This is a genomic window from Methylobacterium sp. Leaf469 (genome assembly GCF_001424745.1).
In the GTDB taxonomy this organism is placed as follows: Bacteria; Pseudomonadota; Alphaproteobacteria; order Rhizobiales; family Beijerinckiaceae; genus Methylobacterium.
Genome location: NZ_LMRE01000001.1, coordinates 343384 through 363142, shown reverse-complemented (window position 1 = coordinate 363142; position 19759 = coordinate 343384). Strand labels below are relative to the sequence as shown.

At 67.8% G+C, this 19759-nt stretch carries 16 protein-coding genes and 1 tRNA gene; 9 read left to right on the top strand and 8 right to left on the bottom strand.

Annotated features, from left to right (window positions below):
* The first annotated feature begins 43 nt into the window (after window positions 1–43).
* Genes pdxY through ASG60_RS01680 form a run of 3 tightly spaced genes read left to right on the top strand, consistent with a single transcriptional unit; the run spans window position 44 to window position 2533 of the window.
* A complete protein-coding gene (gene pdxY, locus ASG60_RS01690; RefSeq protein ID WP_056263546.1) occupies window positions 44–892 on the top strand; it encodes a pyridoxal kinase PdxY in 849 nt (282 codons plus the stop codon).
* A 29-nt stretch (window positions 893–921) separates the two neighbouring features.
* Window positions 922–1818 carry a PhzF family phenazine biosynthesis protein gene (locus ASG60_RS01685; RefSeq protein WP_056384099.1) on the top strand — a complete coding sequence of 299 codons (897 nt, stop codon included), beginning with the start codon at window positions 922–924 and terminating at the stop codon, window positions 1816–1818.
* Window positions 1811–2533: an NUDIX hydrolase gene (locus tag ASG60_RS01680; RefSeq protein WP_056302946.1), complete on the top strand. Its 723-nt coding sequence runs from the start codon at window positions 1811–1813 to the stop codon at window positions 2531–2533. The genes ASG60_RS01685 and ASG60_RS01680 overlap by 8 nt, the downstream gene beginning before the upstream one ends.
* On the opposite strand, the gene ASG60_RS01675 is transcribed toward ASG60_RS01680, so the two are convergent.
* Together ASG60_RS01675 and ASG60_RS01670 are read right to left on the bottom strand one after the other, a co-directional pair.
* Window positions 2509–2856: a hypothetical protein gene (locus ASG60_RS01675; RefSeq protein ID WP_056166977.1), complete on the bottom strand. Its 348-nt coding sequence runs from the start codon at window positions 2854–2856 to the stop codon at window positions 2509–2511. The genes ASG60_RS01680 and ASG60_RS01675 overlap by 25 nt on opposite strands.
* 184 nt (window positions 2857–3040) lie before the next feature.
* Window positions 3041–3526 carry an SRPBCC family protein gene (locus tag ASG60_RS01670; protein ID WP_056166980.1) on the bottom strand — a complete coding sequence of 162 codons (486 nt, stop codon included), beginning with the start codon at window positions 3524–3526 and terminating at the stop codon, window positions 3041–3043.
* 544 nt (window positions 3527–4070) lie between these two features.
* Here ASG60_RS01670 and ASG60_RS01665 point away from each other — a divergent pair.
* From ASG60_RS01665 to ASG60_RS01655, 3 genes are all read left to right on the top strand, one after another.
* A complete protein-coding gene (locus ASG60_RS01665; RefSeq protein WP_056166650.1) occupies window positions 4071–5639 on the top strand; it encodes a 2-isopropylmalate synthase in 1569 nt (522 codons plus the stop codon).
* A gap of 118 nt (window positions 5640–5757) precedes the next feature.
* A tRNA-Lys gene (locus ASG60_RS01660) sits at window positions 5758–5833 on the top strand.
* Between the two features lie 550 nt (window positions 5834–6383).
* Complete coding sequence (locus tag ASG60_RS01655) at window positions 6384–7271, top strand: MBL fold metallo-hydrolase (protein WP_056263552.1); 888 nt, start codon at window positions 6384–6386, stop codon at window positions 7269–7271.
* Between the two features lie 4 nt (window positions 7272–7275).
* On the opposite strand, the gene ASG60_RS01650 is transcribed toward ASG60_RS01655, so the two are convergent.
* Complete coding sequence (locus tag ASG60_RS01650) at window positions 7276–7587, bottom strand: hypothetical protein (RefSeq protein ID WP_244473660.1); 312 nt, start codon at window positions 7585–7587, stop codon at window positions 7276–7278.
* A gap of 332 nt (window positions 7588–7919) precedes the next feature.
* On the opposite strand from ASG60_RS01650, the gene ASG60_RS21715 reads away from it, so the two are divergent.
* Window positions 7920–8150 (top strand): DUF2171 domain-containing protein, encoded by a 231-nt coding sequence (locus ASG60_RS21715; protein ID WP_056263728.1) that lies wholly within the window; start codon window positions 7920–7922, stop codon window positions 8148–8150.
* A 257-nt stretch (window positions 8151–8407) separates the two neighbouring features.
* Here ASG60_RS21715 and ASG60_RS21710 read toward each other — a convergent pair whose 3' ends face one another.
* The 4 genes from ASG60_RS21710 to ASG60_RS21700 form a co-directional block, all read right to left on the bottom strand.
* Window positions 8408–9733: a glycosyltransferase 61 family protein gene (locus ASG60_RS21710; protein ID WP_082531572.1), complete on the bottom strand. Its 1326-nt coding sequence runs from the start codon at window positions 9731–9733 to the stop codon at window positions 8408–8410.
* Window positions 9734–10340: 607 nt separating this feature from the next.
* Entirely contained in the window at window positions 10341–13658 is a 3318-nt protein-coding gene (locus ASG60_RS01640; protein WP_056384098.1) for an error-prone DNA polymerase, read from the bottom strand.
* Window positions 13659–13683: 25 nt separating this feature from the next.
* Window positions 13684–15288 (bottom strand): DNA polymerase Y family protein, encoded by a 1605-nt coding sequence (locus ASG60_RS01635; protein ID WP_056384097.1) that lies wholly within the window; start codon window positions 15286–15288, stop codon window positions 13684–13686.
* Window positions 15200–16063, bottom strand: coding sequence for an ImuA protein (locus tag ASG60_RS21700; protein WP_082531596.1), 864 nt, complete (start codon window positions 16061–16063; stop codon window positions 15200–15202). The genes ASG60_RS01635 and ASG60_RS21700 overlap by 89 nt, the downstream gene beginning before the upstream one ends.
* 276 nt (window positions 16064–16339) lie before the next feature.
* Here ASG60_RS21700 and ASG60_RS01625 point away from each other — a divergent pair, with 276 nt between their 5' ends.
* Entirely contained in the window at window positions 16340–17227 is an 888-nt protein-coding gene (locus ASG60_RS01625) for a collagen-like protein (protein ID WP_056384095.1), read from the top strand.
* Window positions 17228–17273: 46 nt separating this feature from the next.
* Here ASG60_RS01625 and ASG60_RS01620 read toward each other — a convergent pair whose 3' ends face one another.
* Window positions 17274–18497 (bottom strand): TIGR03862 family flavoprotein, encoded by a 1224-nt coding sequence (locus ASG60_RS01620; protein ID WP_056384094.1) that lies wholly within the window; start codon window positions 18495–18497, stop codon window positions 17274–17276.
* A gap of 221 nt (window positions 18498–18718) precedes the next feature.
* On the opposite strand from ASG60_RS01620, the gene ASG60_RS01615 reads away from it, so the two are divergent.
* Window positions 18719–19735 carry a TerC family protein gene (locus ASG60_RS01615; protein WP_056166673.1) on the top strand — a complete coding sequence of 339 codons (1017 nt, stop codon included), beginning with the start codon at window positions 18719–18721 and terminating at the stop codon, window positions 19733–19735.
* Window positions 19736–19759 lie beyond the last annotated feature (24 nt).

Sequence of the window (19759 nt, the reverse complement as noted above, 5' to 3'; positions counted from 1 at the left end):
TGAAAAACGAGCTAAGGGAAGGCTTTATGGAGGACCGGCCCGCTTGAACATCCTCTCGATCCAGTCTCACGTCGCCTACGGCCACGTCGGTAACGCATCCGCGGTGTTTCCGATGCAGCGCCTCGGCGTCGAGGTCTGGGCGATCCACACGGTCCAGTTCTCCAACCACACCGGCTACGGCGCCTGGCGCGGCCGGGTGTTCGACGGCCCGGCCATCGAGGACCTCGTCGCCGGCATCGCGGAGCGCGGCGTACTCCACACCTGCGACGGCGTGCTGTCGGGCTACATGGGCTCGGCCGATATCGGCACCAGTATCGTGCACGCGGTGACCGCCGTCCGCGCCGCCAACCCGCGCGCCCTCTACGCCTGCGACCCCGTGATGGGCGACACGAACCGGGGCATCTACGTCCGCCCGGGAATCCCGGAATTCATGCGCGACCAGGCACTTAGACTCGCCGACATCGCCACGCCGAACCAGTTCGAGCTCGACCATCTCTCCGGCCTGCCGTCCCGCACCCTCGATGAGGTCAAGGCGGCGGTGGCGGTCCTCCACGGCCTCGGCCCCCGGGTGGTGCTCGTCACCTCCCTCGCCACCGAGGCGACGCCGCCGGACTCCATCGACCTCCTGGCCGGGGAGGGCGGGCAGTTCTGGCTCCTGCGCACGCCGCGCCTCCACCTCGACGTCAACGGCGCGGGCGACGCCATCGCGGCTCTGTTCCTCGTGCACTACGCCCGCACGGGCTCGGCCGCCCTGGCGCTCGGCATGGCCGGCGCCTCGATCTATGGCCTCCTGCGCCGCACGGCGGAGGCGGGCTCGCGCGAGATCCTCACCGTGGCGGCGCAGGACGAGTTCGTCGCGCCGAGCGAGACGTTTCCGGTCGAGCCGGTCTAGGTTTCAAGTCCTTGAGAGGTAGGGAAAAAATGGCCCGACGCTTCGTGACGCTCGACGTGTTCACAGACACTGCGCTCGCCGGCAATCCCCTCGCGGTGGTGCTCGACGCGGACGGGCTCGACGGCCCCGCCATGCAGGCCATCGCGGGCGAGTTCAACCTGTCCGAGACGGTGTTCGTGCTGCCCCCCGACAATCCCCGCCACCGGGCACGCCTGCGCATCTTCACCCCGAAGGCCGAGCTGCCCTTCGCCGGCCACCCGACCCTCGGCGCCGCCGTGCTCCTCGCCCTGCGGGACGAGCGCGCCACGCTGACCGACGCGCTGGCCTTCGGCCTGGAGGAGGGGATCGGCACCCTGTCGTGCCTCGTCGAAACCGGTACAGGCCGCGGGCAGGGGCGCTTCCGCATGCCGGTCCTGCCGGACTTCGTCGGCGACGGCCCCGAGCCGGACGCCCTGGCCGCGGCCCTCGGCCTCGCACCCGCCGCCATCGGCTTCGGGCGTCATGCTCCGAGCCGGCATTCGCTCGGCCCCGACTTCCTGTTCGTGCCCGTCGGGTCGCCCGAGGATCTGGCCAGTGCCCGGCTCGATCCGGCGGCCTCGGCCACCCTCGGGGACCCTGCGGCCCTCTACCTCTACACGCCCGACCCCGATGCGCTTGGCCGGCAGTTCCAGGCCCGGATGTTCGCCCCCCACCTCGGCGTGCCGGAGGACCCGGCCACGGGCTCGGCGGCGGCCGCCTTCGCCGGCGTGATGATGCAGTTCGAAGCCATGGGGGACGGAACCCACGATCTCGTGCTGCATCAGGGCGTCGCCATGGGCCGCCCGAGCCGGATCCACGTCCAGCTCGGCATCGAATCCGGTGCGCTTCAGGCCATCGAAGTCGGTGGATCGGCGGTGATCGTCATGGAGGGAACGCTCCATGTCTGAACGCCCCGCCCAATCCGACGGCTTCACCTTCGCGCGCCTCGAAAGCCTCGAGGCGCGCCTCGTGCCCTACGACTGGGCCTGGGCCCGGGACAATTCCGACGCCATCGCGGCGCACTGGGCCGAGCGACAGGCGGCGAAGCCGGCCCTGTTCGATGGGCCCGTGCTCCTCGGCTGCGCCTGCACCGTCACCGACGGCGCCTGCACCATCGATCTGTTCGAGGCGGCGTTCTCGGAGTTCCTGGCCTTTCGCGACGGCGGATCACCCGATCCCTCCGTCACCAACGCGTTCGCCGCCATCGTGCCGTGGTCGCGCGACGGCGCCGCCGTGCTCGGCGTCATGGGGCGCGACTCCGCCAATGCCGGACAGATCTACTTTCCGTGCGGGACGCCCGACCCCTCGGACGTGCGCGCGGGCCGCCACGTCGATCTCGCGGGGAGCGCGACCCGGGAATTCCTGGAGGAGACGGGCCTGCGCGTCCCATCCGATGCGCCGGCGAACTGGGTGCTGGTCAGCGGCGAGCGACAGCACGCGTTCCTGCATCCGGTGGACTTCCCCGAGGAGGCCTCGGCCCTCATCGCCCGCATGGAAGCGCACCGGGCGGCGGAGGCCGAGCCGGAACTCGCGGGCTTCGTCGCGGTGCGCTCCCGCGCCGACCTCGACGCGGACCGGATGCCGGGCTTCGTGCGAGCTTACCTCGCCGCGTCCTGCCGGTAGCCGTAGCGTGCCTTGGCGGCCGCGAGCAGGCCGAGGGCTTCGCGCTCCTGGCCGCCCTGGCACGTCTCGGCCGCCCGGCGCAAGTCGGCGCTGAAGCGCTCGCCCACGGGCGCGTTGAGGTTGCCCGTCGCGACATCGCTGTCGACCACGGCCTGGGTGCGGGCGATGGCGGGCCCACACCCGTTGCCCTGCGGCAGGGGAGGGGCGAGCACGGCCGCGGGGGCCGCCGCCACGACGGGCGGCGCCGAAGCGCTGGGCTTGCAGGCACCGACGAGGGAGACGGCGATGAGCGTTGCGAATGCGCGACTCGCGCGGTGCAGTATCACGACGGCTTCCCCCGAATGGCACGGCTTGCCCTGAATGGCACAGCTTGAAGTCGCCTGGGTTGTGCCCCCGGGAAAACGGCCGGTCAATCGGAGGAGCGGCCCACGCGCCGTCGCGGTACGATTCCGCGACGGCGCACCTGTGAATGCCGCAAGGCGACGCCCTCGGGCCGCTGCGAAGCCGCTACTTCGACTTGTCGGCGATGGCCTTCAGTCCGGACTCGTAGATGCCCGTGATGGCATCGACGGCGACGGCGTCGGGAGCGCCCTTGGCCTTGAAGCTGCCCGTCCAGGTCACCGTGGCGCCGCTGGCCTTCGGGGCGACGGAGAGGGTCGAGCTGTAATCGCTCACGGGCAGGGGGCCCGAAACGATGGCGTAGGTGTAGGCCATCTTGGCGTCGTCGCGGGCGGTCTGCGACTCGACGATGGTGCCACCGCCCTTTAGGCTGAGGGTGCGCAGAGTTTTGCCGCCGTCCGTGGACAGGGCACATTTCTCGATGGCGGGGTGCCATTGGCCGATGCCGCAGAAGTCGCCGATCACCGACCACACCTTGGCGGGAGCAGTCTGGACATCGACGGTCTTCGTCACGTCGAGGGCGAAGCTCGGCAGAGTTCCGGCGAGAAGCGCGCAGACGGGCAGGGCGAGCGTGATCGTGAGGCGGCGTGACATGGCGGCGTTTCCCATCCGGGTTTTCTTGATGTTCATCTCGCGTGGAACGGTTTCATTGGTTCCACGCGGTTTGAAAGCTAGGCTTGAGCCGCCACAAGGCAATGACCGGGGATCGTCTTCGGGGCCGAGAACTGTTGTCGGACCACTCGCTCGGGGTGTTCCGTAGACCGATCTCCGCCCTGCCTGACGCTTCCGATGCCCCGCTGCTTGTCAATCCGTTTGGCGAGGGCTAGGGAAACCGCATTCGCAATCGTCCGGCGCGTCCAGCGAGCACGGTTGCCCCTCGGGAGAGACGAGCCTTGGCCAGCGCCGGCTCCATGGTCAGCCGCACCGGCGCCGCGCACGCGGCCATGCGGTCCCGTGCGCGTGTTCCCGCGCTTCTTACCCTCGGTCTGCTGCTTATCCGCCCCTGAGGGCCGTCCGGGCATGCGCCTGGGCTCTCAGGGGACGCGTACTTACCCGTATTCGAGCTCCGCCACGACGCGCGAGCCGTTTCCAGGCGCCGTGTCCTCAGGGCTTCGCGCGCCGTGACAGGATCAATCCCATGGCCAGTTCCAGCACACCGACGCAGAAAGACCGCGTTCTCATCTTCGACACGACTCTGCGCGACGGCGAGCAATGCCCCGGCGCGACCATGACCCTCGACGAGAAGCTGGCCGTGGCCGACCTCCTCGATGCCATGGGCGTCGACATCATCGAGGCCGGCTTTCCCATCGCCTCGCATGGTGATTTCGAGGCCGTGGCCGAGATCGCCCGCCGGGCCAAGCGTGCCACCATCGCGGGCCTCGCCCGGGCGATCCCCGCCGACATCGCCCGCGCCGGCGAGGCCGTCCGCCATGCCAGGCGCGGACGCATCCACACCTTCGTCTCGACGTCCCCGATCCATCTCGCCCACCAGATGCGCAAGAGTCAGGACGAGGTGGTCGAGATCATCCTGAAGACCGTGGCCCAGGCCCGCGACCTCGTCGAGGACGTGGAATGGTCGGCCATGGACGCGACCCGCACGCCCATCGACTACCTGTGCCGCTGCGTCGAGTCGGCGATCCGCTCGGGCGCCACCACCATCAACCTGCCCGACACCGTGGGCTACGCGACACCCGACGAGTACCGGACCATGTTCCGGAGCGTGCGCGAGCGGGTGCCGAACTCCGATAAGGCGATCTTCTCGGTGCATTGCCACGACGACCTCGGCCTCGCCATCGCCAATTCCCTCGCCGGCATCGAGGGCGGCGCCCGGCAGGTGGAATGCACCATCAACGGCATCGGCGAGCGCGCCGGCAACGCGGCCCTGGAAGAGATCGTGATGGCCATCCGCACCCGCGGCGACGTGATGCCCTATGAGACCGGCATCGAGACCACGATGCTGACCCGGGCGTCCAAGCTCGTCTCCCACGCGACGAACTTTCCCGTTCAGTACAACAAGGCCATCGTCGGCCGGAACGCCTTCGCCCACGAGAGCGGCATCCATCAGGACGGGATGCTCAAGCACACCGAGACCTACGAGATCATGACGCCGGCCTCGGTCGGCGTGGCCAAGACCTCCCTGGTGATGGGGAAGCACTCCGGCCGCGCCGCCTTCCGCTCGAAGCTGGAGGAACTCGGCATCACCCTGAGCGACAACCGCCTGCAGGACGCCTTCGAGCGCTTCAAGGCCTTGGCCGACCGCAAGAAGCACGTCTACGACGAGGACATCGAGGCCCTGGTCGACGAGAATCTCGCCACGGCCCACGACCGCATCCGCCTCGTCTCCCTCTCGGTGATCGCGGGCACGCATGGGCCGCAGCGCGCCACCCTGAAGCTCGCCATCGACGACCGGGTGATCACCGAGGAGGCCGAGGGCAACGGCCCCGTGGACGCGGTGTTCAACGCCATCCAGGCCCTGGTGCCGCACGTGGCCGACCTCGAACTCTACAAGGTCGATGCCGTCACCGAGGGCACCGACGCCCAGGCGGAGGTCTCCGTGCGTCTCAAGAGCGGCGACCGCAGCGTCACGGCCCGGGGCGCCGATCCCGACACCCTGGTGGCCTCGGCCCGCGCCTATCTCTCGGCCCTGAACAAGCTCGAGGCCTCGGCCGTGCGCCTCCACGCCCAGTCTCCGATGACGACCTCGTAAGGCCCCCTCGGCCGGATCTAGAAAATCGACCCCAGGGGGTGGACACCCCTGGGGGGCTTTGGTATCAGCCACCTCGTCGCGGCGGACTTGGTGGGCCGCAGCGATCGCCGCAAGGCGCGGGTGCATAGCTCAGTTGGTAGAGCAGCTGACTCTTAATCAGCGGGTCCAAGGTTCGAACCCTTGTGCACCCACCAATACAAGTGATGATACTGGCCGCTGTTGTGTGGTCGATCAATCGATAAGTATCAGACTTATTATGCCTGATAATTTGAGTGGGCCGCTGTTTTCCGGGGTGGGAAAATCCGGTCGGATTGTTGTCCGTGCTCGTGCCCGAGCGTAAATCCAGGCGACTCCGTTCACGGCCCATCGTCGTCGCGATGGCGCAGTTCCGTCATCGGAACATGCATTCGATCGCGTTCCGCCGTCTTTCCATCCTGTCTCACGTGGTGAGACCCGCGATCGGCGGGGTCTGAAGCTCGCGCCGAGAACGCGTTCGTTCCGCTACCTCCGTGGATGTCGGTGTCGTGCGGCTCGGCACAGTCGTTCGACAATCCACGACCAAGCTCCGGACGTCGGAAGGCGAGAACCTACGGGTTTCCTCCATCCTTCGTGAAATCCTCAGAACGGCTACGGTAGATTTCAATCCAACTGCAGTCCCTGTGCGGCGAGCAGGTTTGGAACCTCCCCCCAAGCGACCGGATTGGCTTCTGTACCGATGACGGTGCCAAACCTGCGGAGGTATTCATGGCGCAACAGGTCGAGGTCGATGCGAATGCTCTGATCGATGCCCCACTGGGAGTCGACGGCACGCACGAAATCACGTCGGACCTTGCCTATCAACGCCATGCGATCGTGAACGTGATCTTCTACGGTCCCGTCGGGGCGGGTGATCGGGCCTGGACCCTCATCGACGCCGGGATCGGTGGCTCCAAATCGGCCATCATGAAGGTTGCGGCCGAGCGGTTCGGCCCAAACGCCCGTCCGGCGGCGATCGTGCTGACCCATGGCCATTTCGATCATGTCGGGGTCGTCGAGGATCTCGCACGCGATTGGGACGTGCCGGTTTTCGCTCATCCGCACGAGCATCCCTATCTCGATGGTTCCGCATCGTACCCTCCGCCCGATCCGACCGTCGGTGGAGGTCTCATGTCCCGTCTGTCACCCCTCTATCCAAGGACGCCGGTCAATGTTTCCGCCCAGCTTCGCAGCTTGCCGGAGGATGGCTCCGTGCCGTCCATGCCGGGCTGGCGCTGGATTCACGTTCCGGGACACTCCGTCGGTCAGATTGCCCTCTGGCGCGAATCCGACGCAACCTTGATTGCGGCCGATGCCTTCGTGACGACCGCCCAGGAATCGGCTTACGCGGTCGCGTTCCAAGAGCCCGAGCTTCACGGTCCGCCCATGTACTTCACGGTCGATTGGGATGCTGCCCGGCGCTCGGTCGAGATCCTGGCGGCCCTCGAACCGCAAAGGGCCATCACGGGTCACGGGCGTCCCCTGGAGGGGCAGGTCTTACGGGATGCCCTTCATGCCCTCGCCAGCAACTTTTCGCAGGTCGCCGTGCCGAAACAGGGGCGTTACGTCGATACCCCGGTCCGTTCGCAGGATGGATCGGCCTACGAGACATCGTAGTTCTTCAACCGCCCGAGATTACGGGTACCGAACCATCCCGCGTTCTGACGGCTTTGTCGACCGGGTTCAGCGATGCGATCCTGGGCCCACGCAAGTCCGGCACGGTCAACTCGATATCGTCCAGCACCCGATTGGCTGCGTCGACGAGGCGGTCAGCCGCTCTGCCGATCAGGGGCCGAAGCGCTTCGGCCAAGCGCGTGAGAAGGGTCTGCTCGACGCCAGGATGGATCCGCACATTCGCCTGCTTGGCGTAAGCTGCAAAAACACGCTCCGCCATATCACGTGCGTTGCGATCGACATCCGGGGTATCTGGCACGGGAGACTCCTGGTTTCGAGCCAGAATTGGCTTCGATCCGGCACAGATAGGTTTCGAAAGGCATGCCGCCAGGGCTTCCTCAGGAGCCGAACGAAGACGTGACGACGAGGTACCTGCCTCACGGGGGCGGCCGGGAATGCGGCGATACGGACAGGAACGGCGACTTCGAGGGTTGCGTTGACCGCCCGACCTCTCATTCCCAACGGGATCTTTCCATGCTTCGCGCCCTCACCACGGCCTGCCTGATCGTTGCCTCATCCTGCGCGCTCGCGCCGCTCGCGCAGGCTCAGGATTCGACGACCAAGACAACCAACAGCGTCGTTCGCGAACACATGGAGGTCGTCGGCTCCGACAAGGGGCATGTCGGCACCGTGGACAAGTATGACGGCAAGGACATCAAGCTCACGAAGAGCGATTCCGCCGCCGGTGGACAGCATCATCTGATTCCATCGTCCTGGGTCGGTACGCTGAACGGGAACACCGTCATCCTGAACAAGACTGCTCGTGAGGCGATGGCCGAGTGGAAGGTATCGGATCGCCCGGAGGGCGATGTAAAGAAGTAACGGACGCGTTATTTTCTCGTATACAGCAACCCCGTCGCTCACCTTTCTTCGCGAGCCGGCAGGGCGTCTTGTCCCTGGAAGATGCCGGGTGAGACATCGCATGGTCCGCGGGAGGTACGGCTCAGTTGTATCGAATTAGACCATGGACTGGCTTCAGGATGTTTCCTGGAGTCACAGGATTGAACCTCAGGTTTTGTGTCGGATCCTATGAAGTAACAAAAAATAGCGGGAGTCCGACCTGCGATCTGTATGCCGATTTACTCTTTGAATAAGGCTTTAATGGATCGTTTGGCGAGCATGGCCGTCTGGCGAGCCGATGTAAGGATTTTGTGGATCCAAGAAGAGTCAGTGTCGGAACTGGGAAGCCGCAAGGCAGTCCCTTCAGGATTGTAATCCCTCCGTTGATTCGAGGCGGATTTCTTCATTCGAGTTGGACGGTCAAATGTTTCACCTGTCGCATGTATTGCTGCTAAAGCCGCCATGCGTAATCGTTCGATCTCTACACGATACAACAGGGTCGAGTTGGTTTTTTCAGTCGGAGAGCACTGATTGATCAAGGTATGTCGACGAAGTCCGGCGATGGACGATTGCACCTGATTGACCGGGTTGAGGCACACAACCGCCGTTCCTGCCGTGCTGAAGAGGGTGTTGTGAAGGCCGGACCCCGACTCGCCGATGATCACGCGCGCACCGGCGAAAAGTAGAATCTGGTCTTGCCATTTCATGCTTTCAGGACTGACGATCTGAACGCCGAGTTCGTCCATGAGCTGAAACACTTCATCTTCGTTGGCAATCGTTCGAGCATAGCTCCGGCTGGTCTGCCGAAAGCCTTGACGTGTCACATAGATTAGTTTCGAATTATGTTTGGATTGCTTGCGCGCCTCGGTGACTAGAGGGTGGTTGAGAAGGTACGCGACGAAGTCGTTCATTGCGGGGTGAAAATAATGATTGTTGTGTAAGAGTGATGGAATCAGGGCGTGCTCAATCTGAAGATTTTCCTCCGCAAAACTATGATATACACTTTTGTTTATGCCGAAGAAATCACGCAAAATTGTGATCGCAAATTGCGGCGTTCCATGGGGTATGATGATATTTATGGCATCTAAATTTTCGGTCAGGAGCTTGGCCATCCAAATTCTGGGAAGAATATCCAGAAGCCAATGCCCATAAACGTCGTGAACAACAGATATCGCTACAAGAGATACGCCATCGATCTTCCTGTGGGGCAAGGAAGAAATTAGGTCCCATGGCCCCGTGCTGTCTATTTGGTGGCGGACATATTCAGGTATGAGATCTGACTCATCGACGAGCTTTCCTTCAACGAAGAGAAATGCCAAGCTTCGTAATTCTGTTTTGCTCAAGTAATAAACTCCAACGGTACCTATCGTTGGTGCTATGGCCGCAATACTATTGAAGTGGTCCTCGGTGTTTGATCCGTTTTGCAGGGCAATTATAGCCGCAGGATATGATGCAGCACTTTCATAGATAACGTACTTTGTGCTTTCACTGTCCAGTTTTAAAATATCGACGTTCCCGGCATATGGCGTTAGGGGCAGCGCTCCGAAGCGGTCGAGTTTGGGCATGAGTTTAATCTAAATCTCGGTTGAGCAGGTGCCATGTTAGAATCGTCGCCACGGTCGGCTCTTGTCTTGGGCAGCATGGCGCAGCGGGAATTTTGTCAGAGCCACCGAGCAAATCCTCTGCATCCACCATACACGCTCGCTTGAATCACGCCCGGGGGAGGCACGACAATCTCGGTACTGTGTGCGGGGAGTCTCCGTTGCAGTCTCGATAGACGCTTCCCGGAGGCTACCTTGTGTGAATGCAGAACTCAAACAGGCATCCGCCGCGATCCATCCATTACGTCGGAGTCTGCAACGACTGCTACTACAATGCCCACCGGATCTGCGGAGGTCGACGCATCATTCATCAGAGATGGAATTCTATACAACCTGCGATGTAGGGCCAAATGACGTGGTCATCTTCGCCGAGGGTGATGAACCCCAGGCCATGGCCGAACGAAATGCTACGGACCTTGACGCACGATGGTTGTCGGGCCCGTGCGGCGAATGAACCGATTTCTCAGGAGCAGGTTCCAGAAGCCAGGCTGCGCCGAGCAGATTACAGGGGTCATGACACCCGTCGCTGTGGCTTCGAAGTTTTCAGCCCTGTTTGAGCCGATCCTGTTCTTCAGTGAAAATCACGGCTCCGGTACACCCTCCGATCGGGTGGCGCGGAGAAGTCCGTGGTTTCGGGTGGAAGCTTGAAACCGCCCTCGCGCAGGCTGCGGAGTTCGGCGGTGAGGTCGCGGAAGCGTTCGGCGAGGAGATGGACCACGAGGCCCTGGCGCTGGATGCGGCCGCGCACGGCGAGGAAGCGTGCACCCATGGCGACGGCGCGATGAGCCTCGAACACCTTCGCCCACACGATGACGTTGGCGATACCGGTTTCGTCCTCAAGGGTGAGGAAAACCGTCCCATGGGCCGTGCCGGGCCGCTGGCGGGTGAGCACGAGCCCCGCCACGGTGACGCGGGCGTTGTTGGGCACCCGCGTCGCGTCGTGGTGGTCGCGGGCGGGAATCGCACCGATCCGGGCGAGCCGCGCCCGGAAAAACGCTACCGGATGACCCTTCAGCGAGAGCCCGGTGGTGACGTAATCCGCGGCCACGTGCTCGGATTCGGCCATGGCCGGCAGGGCCAAGGTGGGCTCGGCCCGAAACAGTCCGTCATCGGCATGAAAGGCGAACAGCGGTAGCGGCGCTTCCAGCAGGTGCGCGCGCCGGTCCGTCGCGGTCCAGGCGGCTGCCTTTCTCGAGGTGGTGCCCTCCAGGGTCCGTACCGCCCACAGGGCCGCGCGCCGATCGAGGTCGAGGGAGCGAAAAACATCGGCCTCGGCCAGGCGTTCCAGGGCGTTGCGCGGCAGGACGAGGGCCGCCTGCAATCCCTCGATGCTGGCGTAGCCGTTGCCGCGAAGGGCCACGAGACGGCGCATGGCGACCTCCGGCACGCCGCTGATCTGGCGCAGGCCGAGCCGCACGGCGAGCCGTCGGGGAACCTCCGGGGGTGGGGGCTCCGAAGCAGGTTCCAGGGTGCAGTCCCAGTCGCTCGCGTTCACGTCGACCCCGCGCACCTCGACCCCGTGGGCGCGGGCGTCGCGGACGAGTTGGGCCGGCTGGTAGAAGCCCATGGGCTGGGCGTTGAGGATCGCGGCGAGGAAGACGTCGGGGTGCCGGCACTTCATCCAGGCCGAGGCGTAGACGAGGAGCGCGAAGCTCGCCGCGTGGCTCTCGGGAAAGCCGTAGGTGGAGAACCCCTCGATCTGCTTGAAGCAGCGTTCGGTGAAGTCGCGCGGGTAGCCGCGCGCCACCATGCCCTCCACGAACTTGGTGCGGAAGTTCACGATCTCGCCGTTGTGCCGGAAGGTCGCCATGGCCCGGCGCAGGCCGTCGGCTTCGGACGGCAGGAACCCCGCCGCCGTGATGGCGATCTGCATGGCGTGCTCCTGGAACAGGGGGACGCCGTAGGTTCGCTTGAGCACGCTCTCGAGTTCGTTTGCCGGACCTTGGCTCGGATGGGGCGAGGGGTAGACGACCGGCTCCAGGTTCTGCCGCCGGCGCAGATACGGATGCACCATGTCGCCCTGGATCGGGCCTGGGCGGACGATGGCGACCTGCACCACGAGGTCGTAGAATTCGGCCGGTTTCAGGCGCGGCAGCATCGACATCTGTGCCCGGCTCTCGACCTGGAACACGCCGACGGAATCGGCCTTCGACAGCATGGCGTAGACGGCCGGGTCCTCGCGCGGCAGGTCGGCCAGGGTCGGATAATCGTGGCCGTAGTCGCGGGCGAGGAAGTCGAGGCCGCGCTTGAGGCAGCTCAGCATGCCCAGCGCTAGGATATCGACCTTCATCAGGCCGAGCACGTCGATGTCGTCCTTGTCCCACTCGATGAAGGTGCGGTCCGCCATGGCGGCGTTGCCCACCGGCACGGTCTCGTCGAGGCGCCCGCGCGTGAGCACGAACCCGCCGACATGCTGCGACAGGTGGCGCGGGAAGCCGATGAGGGCGTGGGCGAGATCCAGCGCCTGCCGGATCGCCGGGTTCTTCGGGTCGAGGCCGGCCTGCTCGACATGGGCGTCGGGCAGGGCGGCGCCCCACGAGCCCCACACGGTGTCGGCCATCAGCCCGGTGATGTCCGGGGTGAGGCCCAGCACCTTGCCGACCTCGCGGATGGCGCTCCGCGGCCGGTAGTGGATCACCGTGGCGCAGATGGCGGCGCGGTCGCGGCCGTAGCGCGTGTAGAGGTATTGGATCACCTCCTCGCGCCGCTCGTGCTCGAAATCGACGTCGATGTCGGGCGGCTCCGCCCTGTTCTCCGAGATGAAGCGCGCGAACAGCAGGCGGATCTCGGTGGGGTCCACCGCCGTGATGCCGAGGCAGTAGCACACCACGGAATTGGCGGCCGAGCCCCGGCCCTGGCACAGGATGCCTCGGCTGCGCGCGAACTCGACGATGTCGAACAGGGTGAGGAAGTAGCGCGCGTAATCCATTTTCGCGATGAGGCGGAGTTCCTCCGCGATCGTCACGGCGATGTTCTCGGGAATTCCATCCGGGTAGCGCCATCGGGCGCGCTCGTGGACCTTGTCCGTGAGGTAGCCCTGCGGGGTCCAGCCCGGCGGCACCGGTTCGTCGGGATACTCGTAACGGAGCTGATCGAGGGAGAAGCCGCAGGCCTGCGCGATCTCCACCGTCCGCGCGATGGCATCCGGATGCTCGGCGAACAGCCGCGCCATGGCGGCGGGGGCCTTGAGGTGCCGCTCGGCGTTGGCCTCCAGCCGGTAGCCGGCCTCGCGCAGGGTGCAGCCGGCGCGGATGCAGGCGAGGATGTCCTGCAGGGGGCGCCGGCCGGGCACGTGATAGAGGGCGTCCGATACCGCCACCAGGGGCGCGCCGAGGCGGTTTCCCCACTCGGCGAGGCGGCCGAGGCGCCGGCGCTCGTCGCCGCGATGGCGGTGGCTGCCAGCGAGAAACGTCCGCCCCGGCGCCGCCTCCGCCAGGGCGGCGAGGCGGTCCGCGAAGGCGCCGCCCGGGACCTCCGGCGGCATATCGTCCGACGGCATGGCGATGAACATCTGCCCCGCGCTCGCCCCCAGCATCTCGGCGAAGGAGAAGTGGCAGGCGCCCTTCTCCGCCCGGCGGTTGCCCAGGGTGAGGAGGCGGCACAGGCGGCCATAGGCGTCCCGGTCCATGGGGTAGGTGACCGCCTCGAACCCGCATTCCGTCACCAGGCGCACGCCGACCAGGGTGCGGACGGAGGGTTCCCCGGCCTTGGCCCGGCGCAGGCCCTCCGCATAGGCGCGCACCACGCCCGAAAAGGTGTTGCGGTCGGCGATCCCGATGGCGACGAAGCCGAATTCGGCCGCCCGCGCCACCATCTCCTCCGGGTGCGAGGCCCCGCGCAGGAAGGAGAAGTTCGTGGTGACCGCGAGCTCGGCGTAGGGCGGCGTCATGCTCCCGCCCGGCGGGGAGGCGGCTTCACGCGAACATCCCGTGGACGAACCAGCCGACCGTCTGGGCCCGGGCAAGCGTCTGGGCTGGAGGAAGCGTTTGCGCCGGGGAAGCCGCCTGCCGGTAGACCCACAGGCGGCGACCGGCCTCGTCCTCGACCACGTAATAGTCGCGGGTCGGGGTGGCGCCCGACCACCATTCCCCGGCGATGCGCTCGGGGCCCTCCGCATGGGCGACCCGGTGCAGGCGTCGGCGCCAGCGGAAGCGCTGGGGCGGCCCATCGGGGGCGAGAACGTCCTCGGCCGCTTCGCTGCGGGTGAGGAGAACGAGGGGCCGGGGCAACCCCGCGCCGGCCCGGGCCGGACGGTGCAGGGCGATGCGGGTCACGCGCCACGGCTCGGCCGTCTCGGCCCGCTCGGGCACGTGGCTCTCGTGATGCGCGAGGCGCAGGATGCCGCGCCCGAGGCGCTGGCGCAGGGCATCGGCGAGACCCGCCGCGCCCGTCGCCGCGCGGCCATCCCCCGAGAGATCGCCCTGACGCGCGGTGACCGGGCCGGTGCCGACCACATCGAGGCGCACGGTCTCGAAGCCGAAGCCGGCATCGAGGGCCGCCCCGAGGCGGTCGAGGCGGAGGTCGAGGAGCCGTCCCACCAGCACCGGACAGCGGGTCGGCTCGCTCAAGGCGAGGTCGAGGGTCCGGATCACGCCGTCGACCCGGTGCAGGGTGAGGCGCAGGGCCCGTGCGCCGAGGCCGGCGGCCTCCAGGCGCGGGGCGACGGTCTCCATGAGGCGCGTCGCCGTCGCCACGATGGTGTCCTGATGGCCGATGGGGTCGAGGAAGCCGCGCGCGGCGCCGAACGCCAGCGGTTCGTCGAGGGGGGCCAGGGGGTCGGGCCGGTGCCCGAGGGCCTGGTCGAGGCGCCGGATGAGGGTGTCGCCGAACCGCCGGACCAGGGGCGCCCGGGGGGCGTCGGCGAGGTCGCCGATCCGGCGCAGGCCGAGGCGGCCGAGGGCCGCGGCCACCTCGGGGTCGATGCGCAGGGCGAGGACGGGCAGGCCGCGCAGGGCGTCGACTTCTCCGCCGGTGGGTACGAAGCCGCCGGCCCCGTGGCGGGCAAGGGCGAAGGCGCAGCCGGGATTGCCCGCGAGGGCGAGGCGCGCCGGCAGACCGTTGGCGCCGAGGCGCCGGGCGAGGTCGGCCATCAACCCGGCTTCGCCACCGTAGAGGTGGCTCGCCCCCGCGACGTCGAGGAAGAACCCGTCGCGGCCCTCGGCCTCGCCGAAGGCCGCGACGCTCGGGGTGTAGCGCTTGGCCCATAGGCAGAGACGGTCGAGGGCCGCCGCGTCGGCCTCCGGATCTGCCGGATGGACCGCGAGCGGTGTGTTCAGGCGGGCGCGGGCGCGGGCCAGGGGCTCGCCGGGGCGCAGTCCCAGGGCCCGGGCCCGGGCATCGACGGCGGTGAGGCGCAGGCCCGTCGCTTCCCCGGCGGCGACGACGAGGGGGGACGCATCGTCGTGCGAGCATGCACGGTCGGGAGACCCATCATGGCCGCCCTGCGCGAGGCCCGCATGCGCCCGCCTCAGGCGGGTGACCGGCCAATGCTCCAGCCAGACCGAAACGATGCGCGGCATGATCCCACTCCAGAAGCCAATCCCCCGTCCGTCCGTTGCGGCAGCGGTCGAGCCGCACCCGCCAGCACGGCCGCTCGATGCAGCCGAACCGGTCGCGCAGGGCCTTGCCGGCGGAGATCCGCCACCGGGTCGCGGCCACGTTGGGGCTCTCCGCCCCCGCCGGGCGTAGGACCACGAGGAGGCTGTCCGTGCGGGCCCCGGCCAGATGCAGCCGCCGGCTCTGGATCAGGGGGATGCCGGCATCGACGAGGCCCGCCACCGCCGCAAGACCGCCCCCGGCGGCGGCTTGCCCCCCGTTGCCTGCGGCTGGGCCACCGTTGCCGCCGGCCCGCAGGGCCTCCTCCAGGGCGCGGTAGACGTCGCGGTCGCTGCCCGCCTCGAACAGGAGCAGCCGGTCCGGGTCGAGGCCGAGGCCAGCGAGGCCGTGGCCGTAGGGCATCGGATGCCCCTTCGCGATGACGAGGAGCGCCTCGCCCCGGACGGCGGCGAGGCGCCGGGCGACGAGGGCGAGGGCGAAGCCCAGGGCCGCCGGCTCGTCGCCCTCGGCCGCGGGGGCGACCTCGTGGAGCTGGCCGAGGCCGAGGCCACCGCCGGGCAGGTGCCCGTCGACGGCGTGGACCCCGAAGGACAGGGTCTTTCGCGGGGCGTCCCGACCATGGTGAAGGGCCACGCGCGCCCGCAGGGATGCGAGCCGTGCGGGAACGTTGGTCGCATCCCCATCCGCCCGGTGGGACGCATCCGGGGATTGGGAATGGGGGTGGGGGCGTTGCGACATCCGGGTGGCTCCATGGCCGGATGATAAGAACAAAACAGGAACATATTCAACCGATTTCCCGCGGCCTTGCCCTCGGCCTGCGACTTCTCGGCGTTCCGTCCCTCTCGCCAGAGGTTTGGCCTGTGGAGGGCTGTGGATGCGTGTGGACGGAGCGCCCGACGTGGTGGGAGCCGCGATCGCGCCTGCGGTCGATTGCGTAGCTTGACCCTGGGGAACGGGCAGGGCAGCAATCCAGGCCGCCGCGCGCGAGACGCGGGCTCAGCCGGGAGAGAATGCATGCGCGTCGATCGCGTCCTCGTGGTCCTGTCGGGCCTGTTCGTGTGCGCCGGACCGATCTCGGCCCAAGCCCAAGCCCAGGCTCGGCAGGCCCAGGCTCAGCAGGTCAAGCCGCAAGCCCGCCGGGCGCAGGCCCCGTCCCAGCCGATCCAGGTCTACGACGCGCGCTTCGAGAACGGCGACCTGCGGATCTCCGGCAGCGTGCGCAAGGCCGGCACCACCGTGATCCTCGACGAGGACATCTCCGTCATCGCCGACAGCCGGGGCCGCTTCGTCTTCCGCCTGCCCCACATGCCGAACAATTGCGTCGCGACCCTCAAGGCGGGCGAGGACGAGCGTGAGGTGGTGGTGGGCAATTGCGGTCCGGCGGGCCAGCCTGGGCCGAAGGGAGAGGCGGGTGCCAAGGGGGAGCCCGGCGCAAAGGGGGAGCCCGGCGCAAAGGGGGAGCCCGGCGCAAAGGGGGAGCCCGGCGCCACCGGACCTCAGGGCGTCGCCGGCCTTCAAGGCTCACCCGGTCCTCAAGGCGTTCCGGGCGCCAAGGGCGAGACGGGTCCGAAAGGCGAAGCGGGTCCCAAGGGTGACACGGGTCCCAAGGGAGAGATTGGTCCCAAGGGCGACACGGGTCCGAAGGGCGAAGCCGGCGCCAGGGGCGCTGCCGGTCCTCAGGGCCCGGCCGGCGTCGCGGCTCCGGTGGCCGCGTCGTCGCCCCTGCGGGCGGTGCGTCAGGAATCCTGTCCGGCGAGCGGTTGCGCCGTGACCTGCGAGACCGGCGAGACCCTGGTCTCAGCCTATTGCCTGCCGACCGGCATCCCGACCATGAGCAAGGGCACCGGCGCGGCCTGCCCCTCCGAGAGCCAGGGGCTGGTGGCCGTCTGCGGCCGCCTCTGATCCGCCGCCGCGTCCCCGCGAATGCGGAGAGGCGGCCGGATTCCCATCACGGGCGCGCCATCCAGGCGCGCATCCCCTCCGCCGCCGCCCGGCCGCTGGCGAAGGCGCCCTGGAGCAGGTAGCCCCCCGTGGGGGCGTCCCAGTCGAGCATCTCGCCGGCCACGAACGTGCCGGGCCGGGCGTTCAGCATGAAACGGTCGTCGACCTGCCCGAACGGCACGCCGCCGACGGACGAGATCGCCCGTTCGATGGGGCGCGGGGCCAGGAGACGCAGGGGCGCGGCCTTGATCAGGGCCGCGAGGGCCGCCGCATCGGCGGGGAGCGCCGGGCCCGCCGCTTCGCGCAGGAACCCGGCCGCCACGGGGGACAGCCCGGCGGCCTTGCGCAGGCGGTTGGCGAGCGATTCGCCGGGTCTGGTGTTGCCCAGGGCCCGCGCCAGGGCGGCTTCCGCGAGGTCGGGGCGCAGGTCGAGGCTGATGGCGCCGCCCATCCCCTCGGCGAGGGCCGCCCGGATCGCCTGGGAGGCCGCGTAGAGGGCACCGCCCTCGATGCCTTCCGCTGTGATCATCGCCTCGCCGCGAACCCGGTGTTCGCCCACGCTCAGGGCGATGCGCTTGAGGGGCTGGCCGGCGAAGCGATCGGCGAACACAGGCGACCAGGCGACGCAGAAGCCGACATTCGAGGCCCGGAGCGGCGTCACCGGAATGCCCTGGCCCTCCAGCACGGGCACCCAGGCCCCGTCCGAGCCGAGGCGCGGCCAGCTCGCGCCGCCGAGCGCCAGCAGCAGGGCGGCGGGACGAGCCGCGACCCGCCCCTCCGGCGTCTCGAACAGCACCGCCCCCGTCTCCGACCATCCGACGAAGCGGTGCCGGGTGCGGAGCGTGACGCCGAGGCCGTCGAGGCGCGCGAGCCAGGCCCGGAGCAGGGGCGAGGCCTTGAAGCTCTCGGGAAACACCCGGCCGCTCGACCCGACGAAGGTCGGCTGGCCGAGATCGGCGCACCATGCCCGCAGGGCCTCTGGCGGAAAGCTCCCGATGGCTCCGGCCAGGGTCCCGTCCTGCGGCTGATAGCGGGCGAGGAAGGCGGGCAGGGGTTCGGAATGGGTGAGGTTGAGCCCGCCCCGCCCGGCGATGAGAAGCTTTCGCGCGGGCGACGGCATCCGGTCGTAGACAGTCACGGCATGGCCGGCCCGCGCCAGAACCTCCGCCGCCATCAGCCCGGCCGGGCCGCCGCCGATCACCGCCGGGCCGCTCTCGTGGTGTTCCGTCATCCGAACTCCGGTGGATCCCGCGCCGCTCGCCCCCGGCAAGCCCGTGGCGCGGGGGCCCTGTCAAGCGCCGTCCTCGATTCGCGTCGCCCTTGATTCGCATGCACCCTGGCCCCAACTCCGGCCCATCGGCTGCGGGCCCCTCTGGCGGGATGCTCTGTGATGCGTTCCGTGATGTCGGAGCCGATGCTTTCTCTTCCCCAAGAAGCATCGACGGTCCGCACATGGAACTTCTCACCTACGAATGGCTCGGCAAGCCGGTCTGGATGTGGCTCGGCTTCCACGCCCTGGTCGCGGGTCTGCTCGCCTTCGATCTCGGGCTCCTGCACAAGGACAAGAACCACGAGATCGGCGTGAAGGAGAGCCTGCTCCTCACGGCGTTCTACTTCAGCCTCGGCCTCGTCTTCGGCGGCTGGGTGTGGTGGTACCTCGGGCCGCAGGCGGGGCAGGAATACGTCGCCGGCCTCGTGGTCGAGAAGTCGCTGTCCATGGACAACGTCTTCGTCATCGCCGTCATCCTCACGGCCCTCAACATCCCGCGCGCGGCCCAGCACCGGGTGCTGGTCTGGGGCATCCTCGCCGCCGTGCTCCTGCGCGGTCTGATGATCGGGCTCGGCGCCGCCCTGGTGCACCAGGCCGCCTGGGTGCTGTCGATCTTCGCCGCCTTCCTCATCTTCGCCGGGCTCAAGATGCTGTTCTCGAAGGAGGAGGAGCCCGGCGACATCAACGAGAACCGGGCCGTGCGCTATCTGCAAAAGGTCCTGCGCATCACGCCCGAACTGCACGGCCAGCGCTTCGTGGTGCGCAAACCCGATCCGAAGACCGGCAAGCTCGCCCTGTGGCTGACGCCGATGGCCCTGGCCCTCATCCTCGTCAACGGCGCCGACGTGATCTTCGCCGTCGACAGCGTGCCGGCGATCTTCGCCATCACCACCGACACCTTCGTGGTCTACACATCCAACATCTTCGCCATCCTGGGCCTTCGTGCGCTCTACTTCGCCCTGGCCGCGATGGTGGACCGCTTCGCCTACCTCAAGACGGCTTTGGCCTTCATCCTGATCTTCATCGGCACCAAGATCGTGGTCGCCGACACGTTCGACCTCGTCCACGTGCCGGCCTGGGTGTCGCTCGCCGTCACCGTGGTGCTGCTGGTGGCCGGAGTCAGCTACAGCCTGTGGCGCACGCGGGGTGAGGTCCGCCCCGACGCTTCGGAAGCGGACAAGGCCCCGCACCACGCCTGAGGGGAGGGGGCTCTCCCCCCTCCT

What these genes read in the sequence shown, in the direction of transcription:
- ASG60_RS01665 (WP_056166650.1), top strand. Translation starts at nt 4,071, where the DNA reads ATGGCCAGTTCCAGCACACCGACGCAGAAAGACCGCGTTCTCATCTTC.
- ASG60_RS01625 (WP_056384095.1), top strand. Translation starts at nt 16,340, where the DNA reads ATGCGCGTCGATCGCGTCCTCGTGGTCCTGTCGGGCCTGTTCGTGTGC.
- ASG60_RS01685 (WP_056384099.1), top strand. Translation starts at nt 922, where the DNA reads ATGGCCCGACGCTTCGTGACGCTCGACGTGTTCACAGACACTGCGCTC.
- ASG60_RS01640 (WP_056384098.1), bottom strand. Translation starts at nt 13,658, where the DNA reads ATGACGCCGCCCTACGCCGAGCTCGCGGTCACCACGAACTTCTCCTTC.
- ASG60_RS01635 (WP_056384097.1), bottom strand. Translation starts at nt 15,288, where the DNA reads ATGCCGCGCATCGTTTCGGTCTGGCTGGAGCATTGGCCGGTCACCCGC.
- ASG60_RS21700 (WP_082531596.1), bottom strand. Translation starts at nt 16,063, where the DNA reads ATGTCGCAACGCCCCCACCCCCATTCCCAATCCCCGGATGCGTCCCAC.
- ASG60_RS01680 (WP_056302946.1), top strand. Translation starts at nt 1,811, where the DNA reads ATGTCTGAACGCCCCGCCCAATCCGACGGCTTCACCTTCGCGCGCCTC.
- ASG60_RS01615 (WP_056166673.1), top strand. Translation starts at nt 18,719, where the DNA reads ATGGAACTTCTCACCTACGAATGGCTCGGCAAGCCGGTCTGGATGTGG.
- ASG60_RS21710 (WP_082531572.1), bottom strand. Translation starts at nt 9,733, where the DNA reads ATGCCCAAACTCGACCGCTTCGGAGCGCTGCCCCTAACGCCATATGCC.
- ASG60_RS21715 (WP_056263728.1), top strand. Translation starts at nt 7,920, where the DNA reads ATGGAGGTCGTCGGCTCCGACAAGGGGCATGTCGGCACCGTGGACAAG.
- ASG60_RS01655 (WP_056263552.1), top strand. Translation starts at nt 6,384, where the DNA reads ATGGCGCAACAGGTCGAGGTCGATGCGAATGCTCTGATCGATGCCCCA.
- ASG60_RS01670 (WP_056166980.1), bottom strand. Translation starts at nt 3,526, where the DNA reads ATGTCACGCCGCCTCACGATCACGCTCGCCCTGCCCGTCTGCGCGCTT.
- ASG60_RS01620 (WP_056384094.1), bottom strand. Translation starts at nt 18,497, where the DNA reads ATGACGGAACACCACGAGAGCGGCCCGGCGGTGATCGGCGGCGGCCCG.